Source organism: Reichenbachiella sp., assembly GCF_039969095.1.
Classification (GTDB): Bacteria; Bacteroidota; Bacteroidia; order Cytophagales; family Cyclobacteriaceae; genus Reichenbachiella.
Genome location: NZ_JBDVOL010000011.1, coordinates 283,972 through 309,429, shown reverse-complemented (window position 1 = coordinate 309,429; position 25,458 = coordinate 283,972). Strand labels below are relative to the sequence as shown.

Annotated in this window: 20 protein-coding genes; 12 read left to right on the top strand and 8 right to left on the bottom strand. The window is 37.3% G+C overall.

All coding sequences use genetic code 11. The annotated features are described in order from the left end of the window. Window positions 1-71 precede the first annotated feature (71 nt). The 7 genes from ABJH98_RS09915 (at window position 72) to ABJH98_RS09885 (ending at window position 9,887) form a co-directional block, all read left to right on the top strand. Window positions 72-2,114: a carboxy terminal-processing peptidase gene (locus ABJH98_RS09915; RefSeq protein WP_348307510.1), complete on the top strand. Its 2,043-nt coding sequence runs from the start codon at window positions 72-74 to the stop codon at window positions 2,112-2,114. A gap of 12 nt (window positions 2,115-2,126) precedes the next feature. Beyond that, entirely contained in the window at window positions 2,127-2,933 is an 807-nt protein-coding gene (locus ABJH98_RS09910; protein ID WP_348307509.1) for an alpha/beta hydrolase, read from the top strand. A 31-nt stretch (window positions 2,934-2,964) separates the two neighbouring features. Then, entirely contained in the window at window positions 2,965-3,414 is a 450-nt protein-coding gene (locus ABJH98_RS09905; protein ID WP_348307508.1) for a hypothetical protein, read from the top strand. A 108-nt stretch (window positions 3,415-3,522) separates the two neighbouring features. Further along, window positions 3,523-4,545: a DNA polymerase III subunit delta gene (gene holA / locus ABJH98_RS09900; protein WP_348307507.1), complete on the top strand. Its 1,023-nt coding sequence runs from the start codon at window positions 3,523-3,525 to the stop codon at window positions 4,543-4,545. An 82-nt stretch (window positions 4,546-4,627) separates the two neighbouring features. Next, window positions 4,628-7,600, top strand: a complete 2,973-nt coding sequence (locus ABJH98_RS09895) for a tetratricopeptide repeat protein (RefSeq protein ID WP_348307506.1) — start codon at window positions 4,628-4,630, stop codon at window positions 7,598-7,600. Continuing rightward, window positions 7,593-9,263 carry a hypothetical protein gene (locus tag ABJH98_RS09890; RefSeq protein WP_348307505.1) on the top strand — a complete coding sequence of 557 codons (1,671 nt, stop codon included), beginning with the start codon at window positions 7,593-7,595 and terminating at the stop codon, window positions 9,261-9,263. Before ABJH98_RS09895 ends, ABJH98_RS09890 begins: the two co-directional genes overlap by 8 nt. An 84-nt stretch (window positions 9,264-9,347) precedes the next feature. Next, entirely contained in the window at window positions 9,348-9,887 is a 540-nt protein-coding gene (locus ABJH98_RS09885) for a hypothetical protein (RefSeq protein ID WP_348307504.1), read from the top strand. Window position 9,888: 1 nt separating this feature from the next. On the opposite strand, the gene ABJH98_RS09880 is transcribed toward ABJH98_RS09885, so the two are convergent. The 7 genes from ABJH98_RS09880 to ABJH98_RS09850 form a co-directional block, all read right to left on the bottom strand. Beyond that, window positions 9,889-11,625, bottom strand: a complete 1,737-nt coding sequence (locus ABJH98_RS09880) for an ABC transporter ATP-binding protein (protein ID WP_348307503.1) — start codon at window positions 11,623-11,625, stop codon at window positions 9,889-9,891. An 85-nt stretch (window positions 11,626-11,710) separates the two neighbouring features. Then, window positions 11,711-12,307, bottom strand: a complete 597-nt coding sequence (locus ABJH98_RS09875; protein ID WP_348307502.1) for an outer membrane beta-barrel protein — start codon at window positions 12,305-12,307, stop codon at window positions 11,711-11,713. Window positions 12,308-12,321: 14 nt separating this feature from the next. Continuing rightward, a complete protein-coding gene (locus tag ABJH98_RS09870; RefSeq protein ID WP_348307501.1) occupies window positions 12,322-12,936 on the bottom strand; it encodes a DUF4136 domain-containing protein in 615 nt (204 codons plus the stop codon). A 122-nt stretch (window positions 12,937-13,058) separates the two neighbouring features. Further along, complete coding sequence (locus tag ABJH98_RS09865) at window positions 13,059-13,931, bottom strand: hypothetical protein (protein WP_348307500.1); 873 nt, start codon at window positions 13,929-13,931, stop codon at window positions 13,059-13,061. Window positions 13,932-13,967: 36 nt separating this feature from the next. Continuing rightward, window positions 13,968-14,876: a DMT family transporter gene (locus ABJH98_RS09860; RefSeq protein WP_348307499.1), complete on the bottom strand. Its 909-nt coding sequence runs from the start codon at window positions 14,874-14,876 to the stop codon at window positions 13,968-13,970. A 25-nt stretch (window positions 14,877-14,901) separates the two neighbouring features. Further along, window positions 14,902-15,852: a bifunctional helix-turn-helix transcriptional regulator/GNAT family N-acetyltransferase gene (locus ABJH98_RS09855; protein WP_348307498.1), complete on the bottom strand. Its 951-nt coding sequence runs from the start codon at window positions 15,850-15,852 to the stop codon at window positions 14,902-14,904. Window positions 15,853-15,933: 81 nt separating this feature from the next. Continuing rightward, window positions 15,934-16,443, bottom strand: coding sequence for a GNAT family N-acetyltransferase (locus ABJH98_RS09850; protein ID WP_348307497.1), 510 nt, complete (start codon window positions 16,441-16,443; stop codon window positions 15,934-15,936). Between the two features lie 42 nt (window positions 16,444-16,485). Between ABJH98_RS09850 and ABJH98_RS09845 the strand changes: the two genes are divergently transcribed. After that, window positions 16,486-16,866 carry a rhodanese-like domain-containing protein gene (locus ABJH98_RS09845; protein WP_348307496.1) on the top strand — a complete coding sequence of 127 codons (381 nt, stop codon included), beginning with the start codon at window positions 16,486-16,488 and terminating at the stop codon, window positions 16,864-16,866. Window positions 16,867-16,872: 6 nt separating this feature from the next. On the opposite strand, the gene ABJH98_RS09840 is transcribed toward ABJH98_RS09845, so the two are convergent. Beyond that, complete coding sequence (locus ABJH98_RS09840; RefSeq protein WP_348307495.1) at window positions 16,873-18,048, bottom strand: DUF1343 domain-containing protein; 1,176 nt, start codon at window positions 18,046-18,048, stop codon at window positions 16,873-16,875. Window positions 18,049-18,190: 142 nt separating this feature from the next. On the opposite strand from ABJH98_RS09840, the gene ABJH98_RS09835 reads away from it, so the two are divergent. The 4 genes from ABJH98_RS09835 (at window position 18,191) to ABJH98_RS09820 (ending at window position 25,394) form a co-directional block, all read left to right on the top strand. Continuing rightward, entirely contained in the window at window positions 18,191-19,333 is a 1,143-nt protein-coding gene (locus tag ABJH98_RS09835; RefSeq protein ID WP_348307494.1) for an ABC transporter permease, read from the top strand. A 102-nt stretch (window positions 19,334-19,435) separates the two neighbouring features. Then, complete coding sequence (locus ABJH98_RS09830; protein WP_348307493.1) at window positions 19,436-19,972, top strand: NAD(P)H-dependent oxidoreductase; 537 nt, start codon at window positions 19,436-19,438, stop codon at window positions 19,970-19,972. Between the two features lie 67 nt (window positions 19,973-20,039). After that, window positions 20,040-22,574 (top strand): hypothetical protein, encoded by a 2,535-nt coding sequence (locus ABJH98_RS09825; protein ID WP_348307492.1) that lies wholly within the window; start codon window positions 20,040-20,042, stop codon window positions 22,572-22,574. 9 nt (window positions 22,575-22,583) lie between these two features. Next, complete coding sequence (locus tag ABJH98_RS09820; protein ID WP_348307491.1) at window positions 22,584-25,394, top strand: CHAT domain-containing protein; 2,811 nt, start codon at window positions 22,584-22,586, stop codon at window positions 25,392-25,394. Window positions 25,395-25,458: the final 64 nt, after the last annotated feature.

Genomic DNA, 25,458 nt, shown 5'->3' with positions numbered 1-25,458 from the left:
AATGTCAATATTTATCGTTGATATAACCCATATTTACCTTTACTATAAGGTTAAGAAAAATTGAATCTAATATGAATTTGAAGGAATTGAAGAAGTTATTTGTTGCAGTGTTGTTAGTAATTGTCGCGTTTTCGTCTCAGGCATTTGTACTCAAGGATTCAGTTACTGTATTACAGCCATCTCAAAAGCACACAATGGAGATAGGACTTTCTATGGACATCTTGAATAGATACCACTATCTCAAAATTGATATGAATGACTCCTTGTCGGCAGTAATTTTTGAAAATTATTTGAGTTCATTGGATGACAATAAAGCCTATTTTACAAAAGCTGATATTGATTATTTTTTGAAATACAAATATCAATTAGACGATGATCTTAAAGATCGCAATGTGGATGTGGCCTTCCAGATTTTTAGAATTTTTAGGGAAAGAGCGGAAACCCGGATATCCATGATCCAAACATTAATTGACGAAGGTTTTGATTTCAGTAAGGATGAATCTATTGAATTAGACTATGAAGATTTGGAATGGGCTTCTACAGATGAGGAAATCAATGAACGCTGGAGGAAAATTATCAAAAGCCAGGCCTTGAGTCTTAAATTGTCAGGAAAAGATGATGCTGGTATTAAGGAAACATTAACCAAGAGATATCAGCGATACCAAAAAGGTATTAATCAATACAATTCCGATGATGTATTTCAATTTTTCATGAATGCTGTCGCAGAGACCTACGATCCACACACCAATTATTTCTCGCCTATATCTTCTGAGAATTTTAATATCAACATGAATCTCTCCTTAGAAGGGATTGGTGCGAGATTGACTCAAAGTATGGACTACACTGTCATCAATGAAGTGATTGCCGGAGGCCCGGCATACAAGTCGAAAAAATTACAAAAAGATGATAAAATTATTGCAGTAGCTCAAGCAGATGAGGATTACGTGGATGTAATTGGATGGAGACTCCAAGATGTAGTGCAATTAATCAGAGGACCAAAAGGCAGTAAGGTAAGATTGCAATACCTCAAAGGTGGTGAAGAGGCATTGATCAACGAAGTCACCTTAATAAGGGAAAAAATCAATTTGGAAGACGAATCAGCTAAGGCTGAAATGATTCCAATTTCAAAGGGCAATAAGGTATACAATCTAGGCGTGATCACTATTCCTAATTTCTACATGAACTTCGAAGATGCAAGAAACGGGGTGCCAGACTATCGCAGTGTTTCACGAGATGTGGAAAAATTGATCAAAGACCTGCAAGCCAAAAATGTAGACGGCATCATGATTGATTTGAGATATAATGGAGGAGGGGCATTGCCTGAAGCAATCAACCTGACTGGTTTATTTATCGACAAGGGGCCTGTTGTGCAAGTAAAACATAGCAACAATCAAATTGAAGTTCAGAAAAATGACAATGGCGGTGTTTTTTATGATGGCCCATTGGCAGTTTTGGTGAATAGATTCTCAGCATCTGCATCAGAAATTTTTAGTGCAGCCATACAGGACTATGAGCGAGGGGTGATTATTGGGGAAACTACTTTTGGAAAAGGCACCGTGCAGCAAATGGCCGGATTCAATAGATACTATCCTAATTATCCAGAGAAAATGGGTAATCTGAAATTTACTTTGTCAAAATATTATAGAGTTTCTGGAAGTAGTACTCAAAACATTGGAGTAACCCCAGATATTGAGTTTCCTTCGGCATTTGACGCTGAAGAATTTGGCGAAAGTTCAAGGCCTAATTCTTTGAAATGGGATCAGATTCCTACCTCATACTATAAGCCAACTCAAAATATCACACAGGAGATCATTTCAAACCTAAAATCTCTTTATCAAAGTGATTTGAAAACAGATGTGGATTTGAAAAATCTACAAAAAGATATCGCCAAAATGAAAGCCAATCAAGAGAGAAATGAGCTTTCATTAAATCTGGAAGAGCGACAAAAAGAGCAGGATAAAAATGATGAGGAAAGTGATATGCAGAAAAAGCTTTCAGAATCTGCGGGTAAGATATATCAAGAATACACCACCTCAGAAGAGGATCAAAAGAAACTTCGAGAAGATCCGTATCTAAAAGAAGGACTTAGATTATTAGCAGAGTTGGTTAAATAATTCTTGATTAGAATGAGTTTTAGCTCTCTCTGGATTGGACTGGCAACTTTGCTTGGCTTGTACATGTTGTACAATGCTTTTTTCTTGCTCTTTCATGAAAAAATTTTATTTCAAGGTGATCAATTAGTCGATGATCATGAATTTACTTTTGATTTTCAGTATGAAGAAGTAAATCTAAATCCAAGCAGAGATGTACGGCTGAATGGCTTATTGCTCAAAAGTGATACTACGAAAGGACTCATTCTTTATTTTCATGGCAATAGTGGAAACTTGGAAAGGTGGGGGCATATGGCCAACGATATAAGGCAAAAACACGGTTATGATGTTTTGGTCATCGACTATCGTACCTATGGGAAAAGTAGAGGAGAAAGAAACGAAGTGGCGTTATATGAAGATGCTACATTCGTCTATGATTATGCCTATCATCAATTAGAATATGAGAATATCATCGTACATGGTCGGTCTTTAGGAACGGCGATAGGGACTTACTTGGCAGCCAATAGAGCGGTATCACATTTGATTCTAGAAACTCCAATGACCCGGCTTAGGGAGGTGATCCCTGTATTGGATTTCCTTTTAGTGTATAAACCTTGGTTGGAATATGAGTTTAATTCATTGGCCAGAATAAATGAGATTTCATGCCCAATAACAATTCTACATGGTACTGAAGATGCGGTAGTTCCGTTTGAGTTGGGGCGTCAGTTGTATGCCGAAATCGAACAATCAAATAAAAAATTTATTACCATTGACAACGGTAAACACAATAATTTGGATACTTTTGAGATATATCAGCAAACTATGGAACAAATTTTGAATTAATGCCAGGATGTTTCATTGGCTCTTGCTTAGAATGAATAGACGAATAGTTGCAATTCTTTTTTTATTGGTTGTTTCCTTCGGGTCAAAGGCTCAGGATGTAACGATCTACAATAGTCCACACGATTTAGATAATACCATTTCAAAACTTTACTTCAGTATAGATAAGAATGGGTTTTCCTATATCAATACCCAAGAATACAAATCAAACCCCAGAGGTCTGGAGGATGGATTTAAAGGCCGGATTCAGGTTATTAGTTTTGAGACTGATGAAGTGGTTCACTTGGCTGCCTGCGAACCAGCAGCACTTCTTGATGTCCCATTCAAAATACTGGTGTGGGAAGAAGGAGATGATACTTTCATTGCATTCACCAATGCTATGAATCTCAAGCATAGATATGTAATTAGGAATTGTGACGAGGTGATTCATGAAATAAATAAATCCCTAATTAGGATCGTTAATGATGCTATTCGCACGCATTAATTTTTACCACCTTATTTCCGATCTATTTTGTCAAACTGAAGTAGAATTTCTGCGCTTTGTCTGATTAATTTCATTTATTTGCCAAGTCTGTAATTAATCAAAAAAAGCGTGGCTGTTACCTATCAGGACATTCTCAATAATCTTAAGAATAATCAATATGCGCCTGTCTACTTTTTGCAAGGAGAGGAGTCTTATTTTATTGATGAAGTAATCACATACATTGAAAAAAATGCGATGGATGAAAGCCTTCGTAGTTTTAATCAGGTGGTGGTTTATGGAAAAGATGCTGACATCCCCAATATACTGAATCACGCCAAAGGCTTTCCAATGATGGCGGAAAGAAAAGTAGTGATCGTGAAGGAGGCACAGGAAATTGCTGGGTTCAATAAAGAGGAATACGAAAAAATGCTACTTGGCTATTTGGAAAACCCTCAGCCATCAACGGTTTTGGTTTTCGGATATAAATACAAAACGCTTGACAAAAGAAAAAAAATAGGAAAGGCAATCGATAAGCACGCGGTTTTGATGACTGCTTCAAAGTTTTACGATAATCAAATACCGACTTGGCTAGAATCTTTTGTTAAGTCTAGAAAAAAGCAAATTGATCAAAAGGCGCTTCAACTGATTGTAGAAAATATTGGAAACAACTTAACTAGGATTGCCAATGAAGTAGATAAAATGCTGATTAATATCGGGGAGGAACCAGAAATCACCGCCGAGCATGTCTATAAAAATATTGGTATCAGCAAAGAATACAATGTTTTTGAATTACAAAAAGCGTTGTCATTCAGAAATGTATTGAAGGCAAATGAAATCATCGCTTATTTTAAGTCTGATCCCAAATCCAATCCAATAATTCCCATCATAGCGAACTTGTTTTCTTTTTTCAATAAATTATTGTTGTTGCATCACTCTAAAGATAAATCCGAGAAGCATTTGGCATCGTTATTGGGAGTACATCCATTTTTTGTGAAGGAATATATCATGGCAGCAAAAAATTATCCATTGGCAAAAGTAGTAGCTAATGTGAGACATTTAAAAGTTGCTGACATGAAGTCAAAAGGAATAGATTATCCAAGTCAATCTGAAGGAGAAATTTTGAAGGAATTGATTTTTAATCTTATCCATTGATTGCATTATATTAATTTTAATAAATCCAGTTTATGGACGTTATATCTTAATCCAACTGTTAATAAGATTTAAAAATTCCATTTTGAATTCATCCCTTTTTCATCTTCCCAAATTCAACAAAATCTTCTCGTTGGTTGTTTGCTTAGCGGCATGCTTTCAGGCTGTTTCTCAGCCGATCATTGATGTTCACACCCGATATAATCATGCACGAGATTTATATGAAAGAGGGGCATTTAAAGCTTCCAGAGTTGAGTTTTCAAAGTCCCTGGAAGAGCCTTATTTGGCTGAATCCACTTTTTATTTAGCTTCTAGTGCCATACGGGCAGGTCAAGCAGATGGAGAGCAATTGATGAACGAATTTGTAGAGGCATTCCCTTCACATATTTATGCGCAAAGGGCCTATTTGGATATTGCAAATTTTTACTTTGGCAAAGGGCGATACAAAGAAGCATTGGATAATTACAATAAATCTGAAGGCTATTTAAGCCCTGAACTCACTTTTAATAAAGGCTATTGCCAATTTCATTTAAATGAATATGACCAATCCTTAGAGACATTTAAAAAGTTAGATGGCACATTTTCTACGTATCAAAATGATGCCGCTTATTTCAGAGGTTATATTTATCACAGCCGTGGCGAATTCGATACTTCTTTTACTTACTTGAATGAAGCCTTTGAATCTGAGCATTTCAGAAAACCGGCGATGGAATTATATGCCAGTACGTTATATGAAAATGGGAAATATGAAGAGTTGATCCAATTGGTTGATACCGAATTGACTCCAGTAGAAAATGGAGTGATTTTAAATCTCTTATCGGACTCACAATATGCCCTGAAGAAGTTTCAATCTGCTGCCAAAAATTACAAACTACTTTTTAAATCGTATCCTAATCATAGAAACGAAAGAAATTACTTTAGGGCAGGGTACAGTAGTTTTAAAATTGAGAACAACGATGACGCCATCGAGTACCTGAAAAGATCTGCTGTAGCAGACGATAGTGTAGGAGCTTATGCGTCTTATTATTTGGGGGTCATTTATACGGGTGATCAAAACTGGCCATTTGCCGTTACTTCCTTCGAAAATACAGCCAAATACCCTACAGTTATCAAAGAGGATGCCTTGTATCATCAGGCCAAATGCTTGATGGAAATTCCCAGCTATCAAGGAGCAATTGATGTACTGAATGAATATACATCAATTTATCCTTCAGGAAGGTTTCATACAGAAATCAAGGCCATGTTAGGGACTGCGTATGCACAAACCAATGATTATGATTTAGCCATTGCTCATATAGAAGAACTTGAGCGACTAACTCCTCAGTTGAAACAAACCTATCAGAGAGTTTCTTTCCTTAAAGGTGTGACATTATTCAATGATAAGAAATTTGAGTTGGCAGCAGAGGTATTCCAAAAGTCTTTGATTCACGACGAAGATGCTGGTATCACTCAGCAAACGTATTATTGGGTAGGCGAAGCAAAAACGCTATTGGAAGAACAAGATGAGGCGCTATTTTATTATAAAAGTGTGAGTCGTACGCCGAGTAATGAAGTGTATTTAAAAGCTATTTATGGAAGAGCTTATGCACAATACAATTTAAAAAATTATGCAAATTCCGCTCAGTCGTTTAGACAATTTGAAACTCAATTTACTTCTGAAGTGAATAAGAAGTATCTGGCAGATGCGCAACTCAGAATGGGCGATTGTTTCTTTGCGTTGAAAGAGTATCAAAAAGGCATAGATTTCTATTTGAAGGCGGAAAAATCAGGCAACAAGAATAAGGATCACATCTATTTTCAAATAGGATTGCTAAATAGATATTTAGACAAGGATGCGATGGCAAAACAATATTTTAATCGTTTGGTAAAAGAGTTACCGCAATCTTCAAAAGTCGATCATGCATATTTTCAATTGGCTCAAATTGATTTTGAAGAGGGGCAAAGCAAACAGGCCATCGAAACTTATAGAAAGTTCATGCTCAAATTTCCATCAAGTAGTTTTATGCCATTTGCTTTGTTGAATCAGGCCATTGCATACGACAATGAAGGACAATCACAGTCATGTATTTCAAATTACAAAGAAATTTTAGATCGGTTTCCAAGGCACCAGACTGCTAATAGTGCCTTACTTGGATTGCAAAGTAAAAATGCTTCTGGCTTATTTGATGAATTTGACGATTACCTCCGCAAGTACAAACAGGCCAACCCTAATAGTGAGGCATTGGAGAATATAGAATTTGAATCAGCCAGAGGGAACTATTACAACCAGAAATATGAATTGGCCATTCAAGGATTTGAAGATTTTATCAAGGCGTATCCTAATAGTAGTTTAAAAGAAGAATCTCAATATTTAATTGGAGATGCATATTTCAGACAAGGGCGTTACGATGAATCCATTAAGTACTTTAGGGCATTGGAGAATAATCAAGATTTCTCTAAATATTCAAAAGTATTGTATCGATTAGCAGACATTGAAAGCATCGAAGGCCATTTGCAACAAGGCAATTTTTACTACTATAAACTAGCGCAAGTATCCCGTTCCTATAGAAACATAATTTATGTGCATACAGGATTGATGGAAAATCACTTTAAAGCTTCACAATACGATTCTGCTATCCATCACGGCAATGTTTTATTGAACAATCCAAGGTCTGGGGTTTTGGTTAGTGCTCAAGCCAACTTGATCATAGGAAAATCACTATATGAAACTGACAAATTAGAAGAAGCACTCCAGAGTTTTTTACCATTAGTGAGCAATTCGCCAGATGAGAGGGGTGCTGAAGCGTATTACTATATAAGTAGAATTTACTACGATCAAGCAAAATATGATAGATCATTAGAAAGCCTTTTTGTGTTAACGAACAATTTTCAGAACTATGATATTTGGGTGAATAAGGCATTTCTGCTGATGGCTGACATATATATTGAAACGAACGAACTGTTCCAGGCAAAAGCAACACTTAAATCCCTAATTGAAAATTCAACTTTGGAAGAAGTAATTGCAGAGGCTAAAGTCAAACTAAGGCAAATTGAAGAAACCATTGACTCAAATGAATAGAGAAATAGGGATGAAAATAGGACTTCGAAATATAGGTATTCTTTGGGTTTTGCTGGTTGGTTCCTTTAATTCTTGGGCGCAAACGGAGTACAATGCAGATGGTGAGATTCAAGATGCTGAGATTGTTATTGAAAAGGATAGAAAGATAGAGCTCGGTAAAGAAATCAAGCTGTATGAGTTTATCAAATGGAAACCAGAAATGTCGGCACCAGTCAACGAACCTAGTGAGTTTAAGTGGTATGTGTATGACGTGGCTGATGAACCTATGCAATTTAAGCCAGCCAAGGCCACAGTTGAAGAAAACCAGATCAGCTACCAACACTATGGCAAGGCTGGATTTGGTAATTATGCTTCTCCATTATTAGATATTAGTTTGACTACGATGGATGATCCTAATCAAATGTTTGGAATAAACCTTAAACATGAATCTTTCGGCAAAGGAGAGGTGGATGATGAAAATAGTGGTTCAGCAGCTTCGCAGATAAACCTCTACGGCGCTTTAATTCGTGAGAATATCAGATTAGAATCGGCTTTAAATTATAGCTTGAATAAAGACTATTACTACGGCTACCCTGCAGGTACATCTGTAGACAAAGGAGATATAAAGCATACAGGTAATTTTATCAATTTTGATTTAAATGCTTTGGATAATACAGTAGATGACGCACTTGATTATGAGGCTAGAATCTATTTCAGGCATTATTCTGATAATTTTGTAGCCAATGAAAATACAGTATCGTTTGAAATCAATGGGAATTATTCTGAAAGTATTTTTATAGATACAGAAGTGAAATTTTCTAAATATACAGATACTGGAATCGATGAATCTCGATCGTATTTAAGATTAAACCCATATTATAGACTACTCATTGATGACATTACACTTGATGTTGGGTTGTCCTTTAGTTTGCAGAATGATGATTTACCTGAATTAAACTCAAGCAAGATTTTCCCATATGCAAGAGCCAGTTATCTACTGACCCAAGATTATACCTTGTTTGCACAGTTGGACGGAGGTTATACCTTTAACTCATTATATGATTTTGCCTCAGAGGTTGGTGTACTGAATCAATCTGCAGGAGTAGCCAACTCAGAGCGACTAGTTGATTTTACAGGAGGCATTGTTGGTCATCCAATGGAACAATTGGGTTTGATGGCATCCGTAGGATTTCAATCGATTAGGTATTTGCCGATTTTAGTTAATAATGAATTAGATCAATCTAGAATTGATATTTCCTATGACCAAGAAAAATCAACCGTGATAACATTAAGTGCAGAAGCTCAATATAAGATCAATGATGAAAATGAGGTGTCATTCGGTGTGAACTATTTCGGCTACTCTTCTGATGGTTATGATCAAATATACCATCGTCCCACCACAGAAATTTTAGTGTCTGGAAACCATCAGATCATTCCTAAATTGAAAGCCAATTGGAATTTTATTTTTATGGATGGAATAGTAGGTCAAAATCTGGCATTGGTTGATTCCGATATTGAGTTGGATGCTATTCCAAAGTTGGATCTGGCACTTCACTATCAGTTGAAAGAGCAGTGGGGGATATTCTTCTCAGGAGAGAATTTATTCAATAAGAATTTTTCCAGATACCTCAATTATCCACAGCGTGGAATACAATTAAAAGCGGGGGCAACTTTTAGACTCTGATTTTTAGCAGCTTCTTAGCTGCCATTTTGCTTGACTTTTACTTGCTTTTTTAGTTAATTGTCTAATCAGCAATAAGGGAAAGTTATGAAAAAAGGGTTATTCACTCTAGTGAATTGTCTTGTTGGGCTTGTACTTTTTGCCCAGGACATCACTGACAATGGTAAAAATCTTGATACTGTTTGTCCAAGCGAATCTTGTGTTCACATCATGTTTAGTAGTACCATTTATTTTCCATTTGAAGAAGACAAGCAATGGGAAATCCGAAACATGGAAGTAGCCACGAAGAAAAATGGAAACTTCATTGGAACAGGTGATTTGTATGTTTATGGTGTAGATACAGCTGCTATATTAAGCTTAGATCTTGTATTCTATGCAGAAGATGATACGGAAATTCATCGTTTTTCAAAATCAAATTTTGAATTTTACAACGAACCTACTACCGCTGAGCCAATAATTTTCAGCGGTAAAATGGATGAAGAGCTAGGTCAACAAGTTCGGTACGTCGATGTAGAAATCAAAGATAGTAAGAGGTTGCCCTACTATGAGATTGATTCAGATTGTTACCATGCTTGCAAAGAACACAGGCTCAAGGAAGCCATGAAAGTATTCAAAAAGGCAAAATAAATTAAATCCGTGCCTGATAAGTGTATAGCTCGTAGTATCTGCCTTCTTTAGCAATCAATTCTTCATGAGTGCCAGATTCTGCTATTTTACCTTGTTCTATGACTAAAATCTGATCTGCTTGTTTGATCGTGCTTAGTCTGTGAGCTATTACAAAAGTCGTTCTGCCTTTCATCAAAGTTTTTAAACTTTCTTGGATGAAAGATTCGCTTTCTGTATCTAAATTGGAAGTAGCTTCATCCAGAATCAATATTCTTGGGTCTGCTAGCACAGCTCTGGCTATTGCAATTCTTTGACGTTGACCTCCTGAAAGTTTTACTCCGCGCTCTCCAATTAAGGTGTCAAGCCCATCTTCAAATCGATCTGTAAACTCTTGCACATGGGCGGCTTTCACTGCCTGTTGTATTTGTTCTTCACTAGCTTCCGGACGAGGAAATAATATATTCTGACGTATAGTGCCCTCAAATAGAAAATCATCTTGTAGCACGACTCCTAATTGATTTCTGTAACTATTTAGTGTTACAGTCGATAAATCCATTTCATCCACCTTGATTTTACCAGACTGAGGGCTGATAAATGACGCAACTAATCCTGCAATGGTTGATTTGCCTGAACCTGAAGTTCCTACTAAGGCGGTAACTGATCCTGGTTTAGCTTCAAATGAGATTTCTTTGATTACATTTTTGTCTTCATCATAGGCAAAGCTTACTTTATCGAAAGTCACCTTGCCAGAAATACGTGCCATTTCTGTTGTGCGATTGGGGTTTTCAGCTTCTGTGGACATGGACATGATTTCTTCTGTTCTATCCAAGCCAGCAAATGCCTCTGTGATTTGACTGCCAATATTGCTCATCTGTACGATAGGAGCGATCATAAATCCAAGATAGAGGGTGAAAGAGAGAAATTCACCGAAAGTCAAATCATCATTGATGATCATGTATCCACCAATGCCCATAATACCAGAAGTAGCTAAGCCTAATAGGAAAGTGGCAGAACTAGTGACCAGAGCGGTAGAAGTGAGGCTCTTTTTTACATTTTCATATAATCGCAGCGCACCAGACTCAAAGGATTTGATTTCCTGCTCCTCTGCATTAAATCCTTTAATGACTCGAATACCATTTAGAGTTTCTGTCAATCGACCAGTTACTTCTGCATTGATTTTGCCTCTTGATCTAAATATGGGTCTGATATAGCTGAATGCCTTTAATGAGATTACTCCAAAAATGACCACCGGTACTAAAACATAAAGTGTCATCATTGGGCTAATTCTAATCAATAGTATTAACGATAAGATAGCTGCTAGAGATCCACCAAATAGTTGAACAAGGCCTGTGCCAACCAAATTTCGTACACCTTCTACGTCACTCATAATTCTTGATACCAGAGCGCCACTTTTGTTTTCATCAAAAAAATTGATAGGGAGTTGAATGATTTGCTTTTGCACTTTTACACGTAGTTGAGCAATTAAATGCTGGGCTTCTACGCTGAGTAGTCTGGTCAAAGCAAAGCTAGTGATCGCTTGGATTACTATGGCAGCTACCACCACGGTAAGTAGCCATTTGAGCATTTCGATGTCACTATTTTTGATAACATCATCTATCAATATTTGACTGGCCCAAGGCAGAACTAAACTGGCCAATCTGCTCAATATGATTAATACCAATCCTAAAAGGAGAAGGTTTTTTCTAGGAAGGACAATGGTTTTAAATACGTGGCCTAAAGAGGCTTTTTGCTTACTCATAAATAGGGGACAAAAAAAATATTCTAATCTATTACGGCAATTTGCCTAAATAGATTAGAATATTTGAGTAAGTCTTCGAAAAGAATTAATTCAGGAATATAAATCCTAAGAATAAAGAGAAAGTCTGGACATTCATATCCAGCTTATTCGTCTTGAAGGAAACATCATATCTGGCACCAATATTTAAGCCAGCACCTGCTACTCCTACAGGAATAAGTGCTCCTAATTCTGGTGCTAGTGTGAAGTGCGTCGATGTTTCAGATATGGCCCACAGTCCAATTTCAGTTCTGGTATTGATAAAAGTGACTCCTGCATTGGTTCCTAAATATGGACGAACGCCACCATCATCACCTAAATAGTAGTGCGCATTGGCCATAATTGGATACATATTCATGTATCTGAACTGTTTGCCGGAAACATCAATATTACCATCAACATTTTGAACACCTTCCCATGAACTGTTAAATACAGACCATCCTGCTTCACCACCAACTGATAAATAGTCATAGATAAATGCTCTACCTCCAATTCTGAAGCCTCGATAACTTTCATCTTCGATGAAATCACCCATATCCCCCATAGGGAAACCAATATTCCAATCCATTTTGAAAACAGACATTTGGGCTGATACAGTGCTATTTGCTAGTCCTATGACTAGAGCTATTAATATATATTTTTTCATTTGAGTATAGATTTCTATTTTTCTAAATAATAAGCTGATTGAGCAAAAGCCTGATCTACATATCCATCAAGAAGATTCTCATTAATTGATTTTCTTAATAATCCATTTACAGCTCCGTTCCATGCGCTTAAATATGAATTATCCACTAGTCCATTTTGTGAAGGATCAATCATGTGAATCAAAATAGTACCTTCAGAATAGGAAACCACATAAGTAGGCGGGTAATATGGAGGATATCCTCCCCACCATCCGCCACCAGGGTATCCCCAGCATCCATAATAGCAGCCACCTCCTCCTACGATATAATTGTCACTAAAAATAAGTTCAGGAACAATTACCAAATCGGGAGTGTTATTTGTAGGATCAGCCTCTTCAGAATATCCGAGACTGTTCATGTTCGTTCTTATTTGTTCTATAAGGCTGTCATCATATTCACCATTATAGTCTTCGTAATCAGGATCAAAAAGAACATCCGAAATAGCGTATGTTTGATAATTTGAAAAATTGACATCTTCATTTCTATATGTAATGACTATGTCTAAATCAGAAACCGGAATTTCTTCACTCGGATAGCAGCTGTTTAAGCCAATGACTACAGCCAGCGCAACGAGATAATTGGAAATTTTCATTTGTAGTAATTTTAATATTTAATATTCTTCAATTCAAAACGAAAATAAATTGGTGGATATATCAGTTTTGAATACAGTAAAATTAATGTTATAATCGATATTAGAGATTATACTTCTGTAAATTATTCTCCTATAACAACCGCCATCCATTTTAAATCTGGACTAACGGCAAGTCTAGTTGCTTCAGATAAGTTGAAAGTATCCATATCGGCAACTAATATCCAGTTTTGATCAGTTGATGGGTTGAATTTGTAAATTTCCTTTTTGCTACTCATAAAAGCCGTGCCATTAGATGCCCATGTCATGTCTTCGGCATCTTTAAGACACTCTGTTATATAAGTAACCTTGTCCGTCGATGGGTCATAGCTATTTACATACCAAATATCATCTGATTCTTTATGAATAAAACTGACAGTTTTTTGGTTTGGTATACGACTCAATGATCTTCCAGGATTCATCATGATGATTTTGAATCGTGAGTTTTTTGTATTCCATTCTTGGAGCGAAGGAGGAGACCCTACTACAAACGAAAAAACTGTTTTTCGGTCATACCAACAGTAGTAGCCGATTTTCTGTGAAGAAGGTATGATTTTAGGCTGTCCGCCTTTTAGTGGGTATTTGGCTAGTACCTGACTTCCATCTTTGGCAAGAATAATTGCAGAAATGTATTTGCCATCAGGAGTGGGCTTAGGAGAGAATTCACTACCTGGTGTATTGGTTAATCTTTGTTTTTCTTTAGTGACAAAATTTAACTTGACGATGTCTGTTTGATTGTCAAAAGTAGCCGCGTAAACTAATTCTTCATTATTCAAAAACGCTGGTTGATTATCATATCCTTCATTATTGGATATATTGGTTGGTTTGGCCAATTTATAATTGCCATTTTCCTGACTAAGCTCAAATAAAAAAACCTCAGAAGAGGATTGAGCAAACCCAACTGAAAATTTGGCCAAAAGTATGATCACCAATAGTCTGTAGGTAATAATTCTACTCATAGATTAAAAGTACAAATATTATTTTGTTTTCAAATGCTATTTGGACTTAACTGCTAATATTGCGCCTGTCAAAACCGCAAATGCACTTATAAAACCTGGTAGCGACAATACATCTGTCGCTATCCAAGTAACCTCTAAATAAGCTAATGCACTCATCACAAAGATGGTGATCAAAGGATTTAATGTTATTATGATCCCTACTTTATTTGCATCTGCATGTTTAAATGCTTCACCCAAAAAGCTATACGCTAAGAGCGTATTCAGACCTAAAAACAACATCAAAAACCACATCCCTATATTCATTTGGAAAATACTTTGGTAATCGACCATAGGAGCCAAAGCAAATGTGGAAAAAATGAAAAGAATAAAATTTATTACTCTTACCGGATATGTTCGAACCAAAATTTTTTGACTCACCGCATATACCACCCAGCACAGTGCTGCTATCAATATATAGACAGAACCACTGTTGTAAATAGATTTTCCACTGGTAGCCGTGCTACTCAATTGATTAAGGTAGAAAAAATAAAATCCAATGATTGCAATCAGAATTCCTGCCAATTGTCTTTTTGTGATTTTCTCTTTGAATATAATCACTCCGATGATCCCGAGTAATAGTGGTGCAGATTGAATAATGATTTGAGAATTTGTAGGCCCGGTAAGTTGGATGCCAGTGATGTATCCAACGTAGTTGAGCGAAAGGCCAGCTGCTGCCAACAGTGCCAACCATGGAAATTTTTTGAGCGCTGAAAATTCCTTAGGATTTTTAAATCTGATGAAACCAAATATTAGAATACTTGCACTTGTAAATCTAAACCACGATACCGTAATAGGATCAATTTCAGTGACTGCCACTTTTAGTGCGATGGCCAAAAATCCCCAAAGGAGGGCAGTGAGACAAGCGAAAACAAGCCCTTTTTTCTGATTACTAGATGAGTTTGACATAAAAAAATTGATGGGTAAGATACGATTATATCAGGAATTCCATTTCGATATCGCACCTTTCATAAACGGATTTATCACCGAAATGCTGCCCAGATTTAAACCCTAAGTTTTTATACAAGTTAATGGCTGGTGTTAGCTTTTTATTGGATTCTAAAATGACTTTGGAAGCACCCAGTTCTTTTGCTTTTTCCAGAACTGAGAGACCTAGTTTTTTCCCGATCTGCAATCCTTGACACTTTTCCGTTACGGCCATTTTGACTAGCTCATAGACTTCATTGTCAATTTTCATCAATGCGCTCGTACCAACTATTTCATCTTTGTATTTGGCCAGTTTGATAGCGCCTCCAGGTTTAATGATATATTGATCTGGATCTTCTAGGGTTCTTCTGTCTTCATCCTCTACTTTGAAATATTTTTCAATCCATTCTACGTTGAGCCTAAGAAAATCTTTGGCGTACTTTGGTTCATAATCGATGATTTCAATTTGACTCATGAGACGAGCTTTGCGATGCGTTTGTACCCTTTCCAACATAGGTATTTTTTCAAAATCGTCTTCACATTGTTCGAGAGCACAGAGAATATTGTGGGTGTGCTGGCTGATCATTTCATTAAGTGCGTTTGAGATGTCAGACCAAATAGACTCAATACCTGGATATAATGCCAGACCTTTCTTTGATAGTTTCAAGTTGCGTTTTCTAGCATCATTAGTGCTAGCGGTACTTTCTATAAGATTGTTTTTTTCTAACTCTTTGACAAGCTGACTGACTGATGGATGTTTGAAACCAATGGCATCAGCAATGTCAGTGACTGTGATGTCTTGGGATTGAGAAATGGTGTAATACACAGGAAACCATTTGGGTTCGAAATTGATCTTGTTGGCAGCGTAGATCTTTTTACCATCTTTCATGATTTCATCGCTGAGTCTTTTAAGACGACTGCCCAAGGCAAGCTCTCCAAGTTGTTTGACTGTATCCATAAAATAATGTATTTAAGAAACGTAGTTAACTACGTAAAAATATTTAGAAATGTTTGAGTTAAAAAAGTGCTCCGGGAATTTTTAGAAATTTAATTCAAAGTAATCGACGTCAGTTTGGTAATGAAAGGCTTGAGAAATGTACTTAAATCCACTTTTAAGTAGCACTTTTTTTGATGCTTCATTTTCTAGATCCGTTACAGCAACCAATTGCTTGAGACCCAGTTTATTAGATGCATAGTCTATGACTCCTTTGGTGATTTCTGTGGCGAAGCCCATTCCCCAATAAGGTTTGTCCAAGCGATAGCCCACTTCAATTTTGGAAGTGTTATCGAAGTGTTTCAGACCACCCCACCCAATAAATGAATCATCTGCTATGAGGTATGCTGGCATGAGGCCAAATCCATGTTTTTTAAAATCAATTAGTCTTTTTGCTATCCATTCTTCAGATTCTTGCCTTGATCTTGGTTTTCCTTTAGTGATGTAGCGCATGATCTCAGGATCTGAGTCTAATTTTATTATTTGATCAAGCTCAAGAGTATCTGGTGAACTCAAATAGGTTCTTTCAGTTGTAATGATTGTGTTGCGAGTCATAAAAGGAAATAATTATATTAGCAAAAATTAAAGTTGACCAAGATGAGAAACGTTTTAATTATTTCATTGTTACTCTTATTCAATGTTGCATGTATTGCTCAGGTAGCCGAAAAGTTACCTCCAGAGCAATTTAAATCTCAAATCGAAAAAGAAACAAATACTTATAAAATTCTTGACCTAAGAACAGACGAAGAGGTGGAGCAAGGTATGGTTCCAACTGCTGAACAGTTAAATTTCTATGGTGAAGATTTTGAAGAGCTATTAGGTCAATTGGATAAAAAGACAACCTATTATATTTATTGCAGATCGGGCGGGAGAAGTGGAAAAACCTTTGCCACAATGAAATCCCTTGGATTTGACAATGTTTATGAATTGGATGGTGGAATGAATGCCTGGAAATCGGCAGGCCTGGAAACCGAGTAGTGCAGATTATTCATAAATCAAATACTGCTGTCTTTTGGCTTTGAATTTATTTAAATCTTCTTGCCAAGAGGCTCGAATTTCCCCTTCAGACCATCCCTCTTCAATTTGCTTCCTTAATTTTCTTGTGCCCGATAGATTAGTGAAAAAGGCATTAAAGTATTCACTCTTATTTTTTGATAACTGATAATACTGGATCAAATAAGCAAGATCTATTCGATTGGGTGGGTTTATAGATCTGAGATCATTCCCATAACAGATCTTGTTTTTGTGGGGAGGATATTTTGACACTCCTTCTATGCTCCTAGGAGTAAATTGGAAATCGCCATAGGCAGGATCTGGATATCCAACGGCTTGAAATGGAAAATCTGTTCCTCTGCCCATACTTATATCTGTGCCTTCAAATAGGCAAAGCGAAGGATAGAGCGCAATGGATTGACCATTTGGAAGGTTGGGAGAGGGAGATATGGGTAAATCAAAAATGCTTGAATGTTTCCAATTTTTTAATTCAACCACTGATAAATCGAGCTGGTCGGCTTGATTGATCCAACCTTCCCCTTTAATCATTGTTGCTAATTCTCCTGTTGACATGCCATAGACAATAGGAATCGGATGAACCCCAACAAAAGAAGCATAAGCCTCTTCAAGTACTGGCCCATCTATATAATGCGCATTTGGATTTGGCCGATCCAGCAGTAGGAAAGCAGTGTTATTTTCGGCACATGCTGCCATCATGTAGTGCATAGAACTGATGTAAGTATAAAATCTAGCGCCAACGTCTTGAATGTCATATACCACTATATCTACTCCTTCAAGTTGCTCTGGAGATGGTTTTTTGTTTTTACCATAAAGAGAGACAAGAGGCAATCCTGTTTTTGCGTCATGCGCATCAAGTACTTGCTCGCCATTAGCCAAATTGCCCCTAAAACCATGTTCTGGAGCGAATATTTTTACCACATTTACACCTCTAGATAGCAAGGTGTCCAACAAATGAACTTCGCCTATCAGAGAGGTATGGTTGACAAGGAGTGCTACAGATCTGTCCTTGAGTTTTGGCAAGTATTGATGAATTTGTTCTGCTCCCGTTATTATGGCTTGGTTTTCGGTTTTCTTTGCTTGACAGCTAAAGGCGACCAAGCAAACGGTCACAGACAAAACGAGATTAAAGTATTTGATTTGGATCAAAAGAATTGTTTTGATTTAATTATTTTACACCCCATTTTGGAGCATATAACGAATGTAATTGTAAAAATTGAATTTTCCTTATTTCATATCTAAACGTATCACTTCGGAAGCCAATTCTTCCTTTTCATCAATCATATCGAAATTGGCTGTTATTAGTATCAGTGTTGGGCTAGCGGCTATGATTTTGGCATTCTTTATTTTGGGAGGTTTCCAGCAAACCATCAAGCAAAAAATTTACAATTTCAAAGGCCATTTAGAGATTACCAAATACAATATGGGTAATGCATTAGATGAAAAGTCAATCAGTTTTGATTCAGATTTTTATTTGAAAAAAGATCAATTTGAATTTATAGATCACGTACAAGCATTTGCATTCAAGCCAGGTCTAATCAAAACAAGCGAAGAAGTAGAAGGAGTCGTCTTTAAAGGTGTGGATACTCAGTTTGATTCCATTCGATTTAATGTAAACATGAAAGCTGGGAGGTTTATTCAACACCCTGAAGAAAGTTATTCTTCAGAAGTCATTCTTAGCAAGCACATCACTAACAAACTTAGAATGAAATTAGGGGATCAGTTTATGATTCATTTCGTTCAAAATCCGCCTCGATTCAGGAAATTGACTTTAGTTGGAATTTATGAAACAGGATTAGAAGAATTTGATAAAAGTGTAATCATTGGCGATCTACGAATGATCCAAAGACTGAATGATTGGAATGAAGACCAAGTTGGAGGATTTGAAGTTTTTGTAAAAGAAACATCACAAATAGACGAAGCTGAAAATGTGCTTTTTAATGCGATTGACGCTGATTTATATGTTGATAAAGTAAGTGATAAGTACAATCAAATTTTTGATTGGTTAGGCCTGCTCAATCAGAACGTCACCGTATTTCTAGGCTTGATTTTAATAGTCGCCTGTTTCAATATGATTTCCATATTGTTGATACTTATTTTAGAGCGCACTTATATGATTGGTGTGTTGCAAGCATTAGGGGCGAGCAAGCGACAATTGAAACGAATCTTCCTTTTTAAAGGCATGCTTCTGGTTTCTAAAGGTTTGATTTATGGAAATTTGATAGCCTTCGTCATTGCATTCATGCAAGATCAGTTTCAACTAGTGCCGCTAGATGCCGCTAACTATTACATGTACTATGTACCTATATCATGGGATTATGAGTCGCTCATTGGACTTAATGTGTTGACATTCCTGGTTGTATCTCTGGCACTAGGTATCCCCATGACCGTAGTGTCCCGAATCAAACCAATAGCTGCAATTCGCTTCAACTAACTCTGATCAAGAGATTCAATTGATTCATCAATTCTTCTGATGTGAATCTTCATGCACAAGTTTTGATTCCTCGTTACTTACGCAGGACAAAACTCAAATCAGATGAATAAAAACGAAACTCGGATCCTGTCAATAATCGGGAGTTCGCATCAAAATGGAAATACCACATTAGTAACCAAAGCCTTTGCCGAAATATCTGGAAGTGAAGTGGTGGATCTTGGTGAAAAAGACATTTCCTACTACGATTATGATCATAAAAATCATAAGGATGATTTTCTACCCCTGATTGAAGATTTCATTAATCACTATGACACACTTGTGATTGTCACACCGATCTATTGGTATACTATGAGTGCCGAAGTGAAGACATTCTTAGATCGGATTTCTGATCTGTTAACTATTGAAAAAGATATAGGTAGACAATTAAGAGGGAAATCGATGGCTTTGATCAGCCAGACTGAAGGTGATTATTATCACGAGTGGTTTGCGGAGCCTATTAGCTTAACGGCGAAATATCTGGGTATGGATTTCAAAGGGCATGTACATGTGTCGATAGAAAATGGAGTGGTTAGTGATGAATACATCAATAGACTTAATCACCTCTCAATACAATTGGTATCGCCATATGATCAATGGTAGGTGTATGCGGTATTGTTTGTCGTTTTTTTTATCTTTCTATATTAATCATCAACAAACTGAACTTTACATGCACTATTCACCAAGGTTGTTCGCAATCGTTTTATACCTGTCTATTGTCTATTCATCTGTAGCACAAACCAACACCAGTACTGAGAGTAATTACAAAGTAAAACAGAACAAGTCTGGGTACTATAAGACTGTCTATGATAATGGATATGTGACCCTCAGGGATGGAACTGTTCTTGATGGGCAGATTTCTCTTTTTGGGTCATCATATGAGAAGGTGTCTGGTGTGCGAATTAAAACTAACTCAGGAGATAAATATTATTTCATGGTTAAAAGTCTGAATGAATATGGACTTTCCAATTCGAGTATAAATGACACACCAACATTGTTTAGTTGGAGTGAAGTAGATAAATCTCCATTTACTGCATATAAAAATGTTCGAACTGGCTCTACCAGTTTTGGATATATCAAAACCAGGTCTGGAAATGAAATAGAAGGGAGATTGAGATTGAAGGAGGTGAATGGAAAAGTAGTGAGTCTGGATATCCGAGATTCAAAAAAGGAGACATTTAAATTTGAGTCAGATGAAGTTTCCAACTATGGAGTGAAAGTGTATGAAGATCCAAAATTTAAAAACCTTTGGTCACTGGTGTCATGGGAATCAAACGATTACTACAGCTCTTTTATGAATATTAAATCTACACCCATGCCAGGGTATGTGATAACTACAAACGGCAAGAAAGTTTCGGGGTCCATTGAATTGGTTAAAAAAGCTGAAATGATTACTCAAGTGCGTGTAACTGAGCCGTATGCTAAAAAGCCAGAAAAGCTTAAGTATGATGAAGTCAGGGAATATGATGTAGAGCTCAACGTCGATACTTATCATGACATGCTTGCTCAATCAAAACCTTTGGAACATTATAAACCTATGAGAAAATTCCATCCAGGTAGAGTTTTGTTAACTGATGAGTCGGAATTAAAGGGATGGGTAGCTTTTGCTACGAATAGTGATTTGGGTGGTGTACTGTTTGCTGAGAGTGACAATGGTAGCGTACAAGGCTTTTCTTCTGAGGATGTGGAGGAAGCGACACAAGATATAGGACAAGATGAGATAGATGCCTATGATCAATATGTTTATGATTCTTGGCATGTCAATGATTATCTGATTCAATATCCCCCTCAGTACATCTACAAGTTCAAAAACCCAGACATGCAAAACATATTCGAAACAGAATTTCAGCCGGGATACGTGGTATTGAAGTCTGGAGAAGCTAAGGTGGGTTCTTTTTCTATTGTGAGTCAGGGGACGATTGTGAAATACCTAATCAAAATAGGTGACAATAAGCCGGAGAAATATCCAGCGAAAGAAGTAGCGCGATATGGGCTGATTCAGCATGAACCTAAAACGGCATTTCCACAAAGATTATTTAATGAACCGAAACCTGGATTTGTGGTTTTGATGGGATCGGGCGAGAGAGTAGAAGGTGAATTGACAATAAAAACAGAAGAAGCTAATTCAAGAAATGGATTTCAAGATGGTGTCATGCTCAAAACATTTATTGTAAAAGTAGATGGAGATAAAAGAAAATTTGAAGAGTCTAGTATTGACGTTTATGGACTGACCGATGTTGCTGTGAGTGACTTGACAAACGATGGAGTGATTCTGTTTGACGATAAGAAACAGAACTTTCACCCTGGTTCATTTAGCGATAATGGAACTTCCAAAAACGGTTGGATAGCTTGGGCAAAGCCTGTAAAAAAGGATGACTACGATACCTTCTTTTTTGCAGAGGATATAAATGGCGCAGCTAATGTGTTTTTTGTGAATAATGGAGCGTCAGATGTTGTTCAGGATATTGAAGAAGAATTTGCTGCCTATGACCCCGCAGATGATAGCTTCTTGATGACCAAGACGATTGAGACAGACGTGGTGAGCAATGGTTATGTGATTACATCTGACGGTCAACGCATTGATGGAGAAGTTCAAATTTCCTTTCCACCAAAATTATGGTTTGCTACAGACGTGATTATAACTGATGCTGCAGGTACAGTAAACGAATATACCAGTGATGGTGCTCTTAGTCAGGTTTTTGTTACTGTGGATGGCAAACAAAAAGAATTCATAGCTTTTGATAATGCTTACGTAGAGGTTTTACAACGCGAAGGAGATTGGGTGCATTTTAGAAATCCACACCCAACTACGCCTACTATGGGGAGTGATTTACTGAATTATTTTTCAGGAGCAGCCATGACAGCCGGGCAGGACTATGTAGACCAGAAAATAGCGGAAGGAAGGGTTATAGCCGCACTAGAGGGAAATGAAGAGGCAGTTCGAGCCGCTGATAATCTTCTCAAAAGAGAAAGAACTGATTTTATGTCTTTTGATCAATTCGCCATCTATGCTAAGGAGCACATTATATTAGATACTGAATTAAATAGATCGGCTATGTATATCCCAGGAGCTAATTATCAACAAGTGGAAGCCGAATTGATGGGGTCGATTGATTATTTAAAAATGGAATCTGAAGCACAAAAAGGGCTGCGCAAAATGAATAACCCGGCAGAAACATTAAAATATTTGGATACTACTTTCTGATCAAACGAAATGAAAAAAAAAATTTGTCAGGGAGCAATAATTTGTTGCTCCCTTTTTTTTATTGTATCTCCTTTAGTTGCACAACAACGACTAAAAATTGATGATATCAAATTTGTCGTCAGCATAGGCGACCAAGTACGAATGGCCTATGATAATGTGCCGAGATCCTCATCGAGAGAAATCTCACAGTCCAATACTAATGGTTCAATTCCCCATCAGCTGAATATGGGTGATTTCTATATGTATAAAGGGAATTATAATACAGCCATAAGTTATTATCATAAGGCTTTGGATAAACTCGCTCCTAAAGTTGAAACTGATAAGGATCCTCGAACAATCGACGTTTTTTCCATTTCGGAAAATCGTGATATTCGATTTACAGGGACTGAACGTATCTTAAAGAAGATATCCCCGAATGCTCAATTGACGAAAGAGCAATGGGTATATTTTGCAAGAGCTGTTAATTCTTTGGCGATTTATTATCATGGAATTGGCAACTATAAGGTAGCCGAGAAGCTTTATCTGAGAGCACTAGAAACAAGGAAAGAAAATATTGGCAATACGAGTGAGCATTACGTTAGTTGTCTGCACAATCTAGCCATACTTAGAAAGGATCAGGGAAGATACAATGCAGCCGAAGATATGCTAAAATATGTATCTCGTTTTTATCTTCATAAAAAAACAAAAAACAGCACGGAATATAGTATCGTAGCCAACAATCATGCGATGCTACTCAACGAAATGGGTCGTAGCAAGCAAGCGGTTCAATTGCTGGAAAGTCAGGAAACCATCTTGGATCAAATTGAATTTCCCAGCTGGTCCTTCGATCCATCTAGAGTGCGGACCAATTATGCGCTTTTATTGCTGGAGGAGGGGCGCACTCAAGAAGCCGAGGGTTTCTTGAAAGCCTCATTGAAAAAATATGAACAGAGGGGTAAAGAAAAGGACCCTGATTACGTGCAGGTTTCGCTTTACTTGGGTGAAGTTTATTTGAGTCTTGGAAAGATGAGCGAGTTACAGGAGTTGATTAATCATGCACTCAACGCATTGGGTAAGAATTATGGCTCAAACTCGTTGCCCTATGCCAATGCTTTGGAGCTACAAGCGGATTACTTGGTGCAATCATCCAATTACCATCAAGCTTATATTGAATACGAAAAGGTGGCTGTGATAAGGAAGACCAACTTGGGTGTGTTGCACAAGGGGTATCTCTCGGTTATTCAGAAACAAGGATCATGCGCCTGGAATTTAGGACAGCGTATACCCGCCTTCAACAAATACAAAGAAGCTACTGATGGATACTTGCAAGTCATTGATAAATTCTTCTTCAATATGAGTGAGAAGGAAAAAGCTCGATTTTGGAATGCCATAAAACCATCGTTAGAAGAAATGTATACTTTCGTGGCAACAGATGGATACGACATAGAAGGGGCGATTGGCTATGCCTATGAAGTGAGGTTAAAGACTAAGGGGCTTTTGCTTCATAACTCGAATAAAGTGCTTGACGAGGTTAATAAAACACAAAACACTGAGGTAAAAAAACAATACCAGGATTGGCTTTTGTTGAAGCAGGATTTGTCCAATTACTATAGTATGAGCCAGGCTATGATTGAAGAGATGCAAATCGATTTGTCTGAGCTGGAGGCGGAAGCGAATGAACTGGAAAAGGCGGTTAATCTAGGGGTATCAGGAAAAATCAATGAACAGTCGAAAAAAATCACCTTTCAGATGGTGGCAACAAGCCTGAAAGACAGAGAAGCGGCCATTGAAATCATCAGGCTGAGTGGCAAAAATCAAAATAGCAAAGGACAGTACGGAGCATGGATTGTTCGCGATGGAAGTTTGCAATTTGAAAATATTGGAGAGGCAGACTTGCTGGAGTCTAGAATGATCAAGTACTATAAAAATGCAGTGAGATTGAAATGGAAAGATAGTTTGTCGTATGAAAAATTCTGGAAGCCATTGGCTGCTGAAACAGCTGGTACGTCGCGAGTCTATGTGTCACTCGATGGAGTTTATAATTTGTTGAATCTAAATTCATTGATGACCAATGGTCAATATTTATTGGATAGGCGTCAGATAGAGATCATCCCAAATAGTGCAGTCTTAGTTTTCAATAAGGATAATAATCCATCCATAAATCAAGGCGTGCTGATGGGCAATCCGATATTTGGGTCGACTAAAATTGCACCCTTGCCAGGTACGGCTACTGAAATTAAAACGATCGATGAATTACTCAATCGAAACCATATCAATACCCAGTTTTATGAACAAAACCTAGCCACCGAGAAATCTTTAAAGCAAGTTTCCAATCCATCTATTTTGCATATTGCTACTCATGGGTTTTTCATGGGTGATAAAGTGTCCAATGAAGGGAATATTGCAAGTCGTACGCTGAGATCTTCAAATCCGTTGATGAGATCTGGGTTGTTGCTGGCGGGAGCTGGGCAACAAGATGAATCGAATGTTGAGAACCCTTCAGACGGCATTTTTACTGCCTACGATGCGATGAATATGAACCTCAGTGACACGGAGTTGGTTGTGCTGAGTGCTTGTGAAACAGGCACTGGTGAAGTAGTCAATGGGGAAGGAGTCTACGGGCTATCCAGAGCTTTTAGTGTGGCCGGTGCCAAACATTTAGTCATAAGTTTATGGAAAGTGGATGATCAGGCAACCATGAAACTGATGAGTAATTTTTACAAAAATTGGTTGGGTGGACAGGAAATAAAGGTGGCATTTAATCAGGCGCAAAAAGCTGTTAAGGAGGAATATGAAGACCCTTATTACTGGGCCGCATTTGTGATGGTAAACAATGAATAGTTGAATTTAAATTTCTTTTGAAAAAAGGGTGCAGGAATTTCATGGTATCAATTTATCCTTTCAA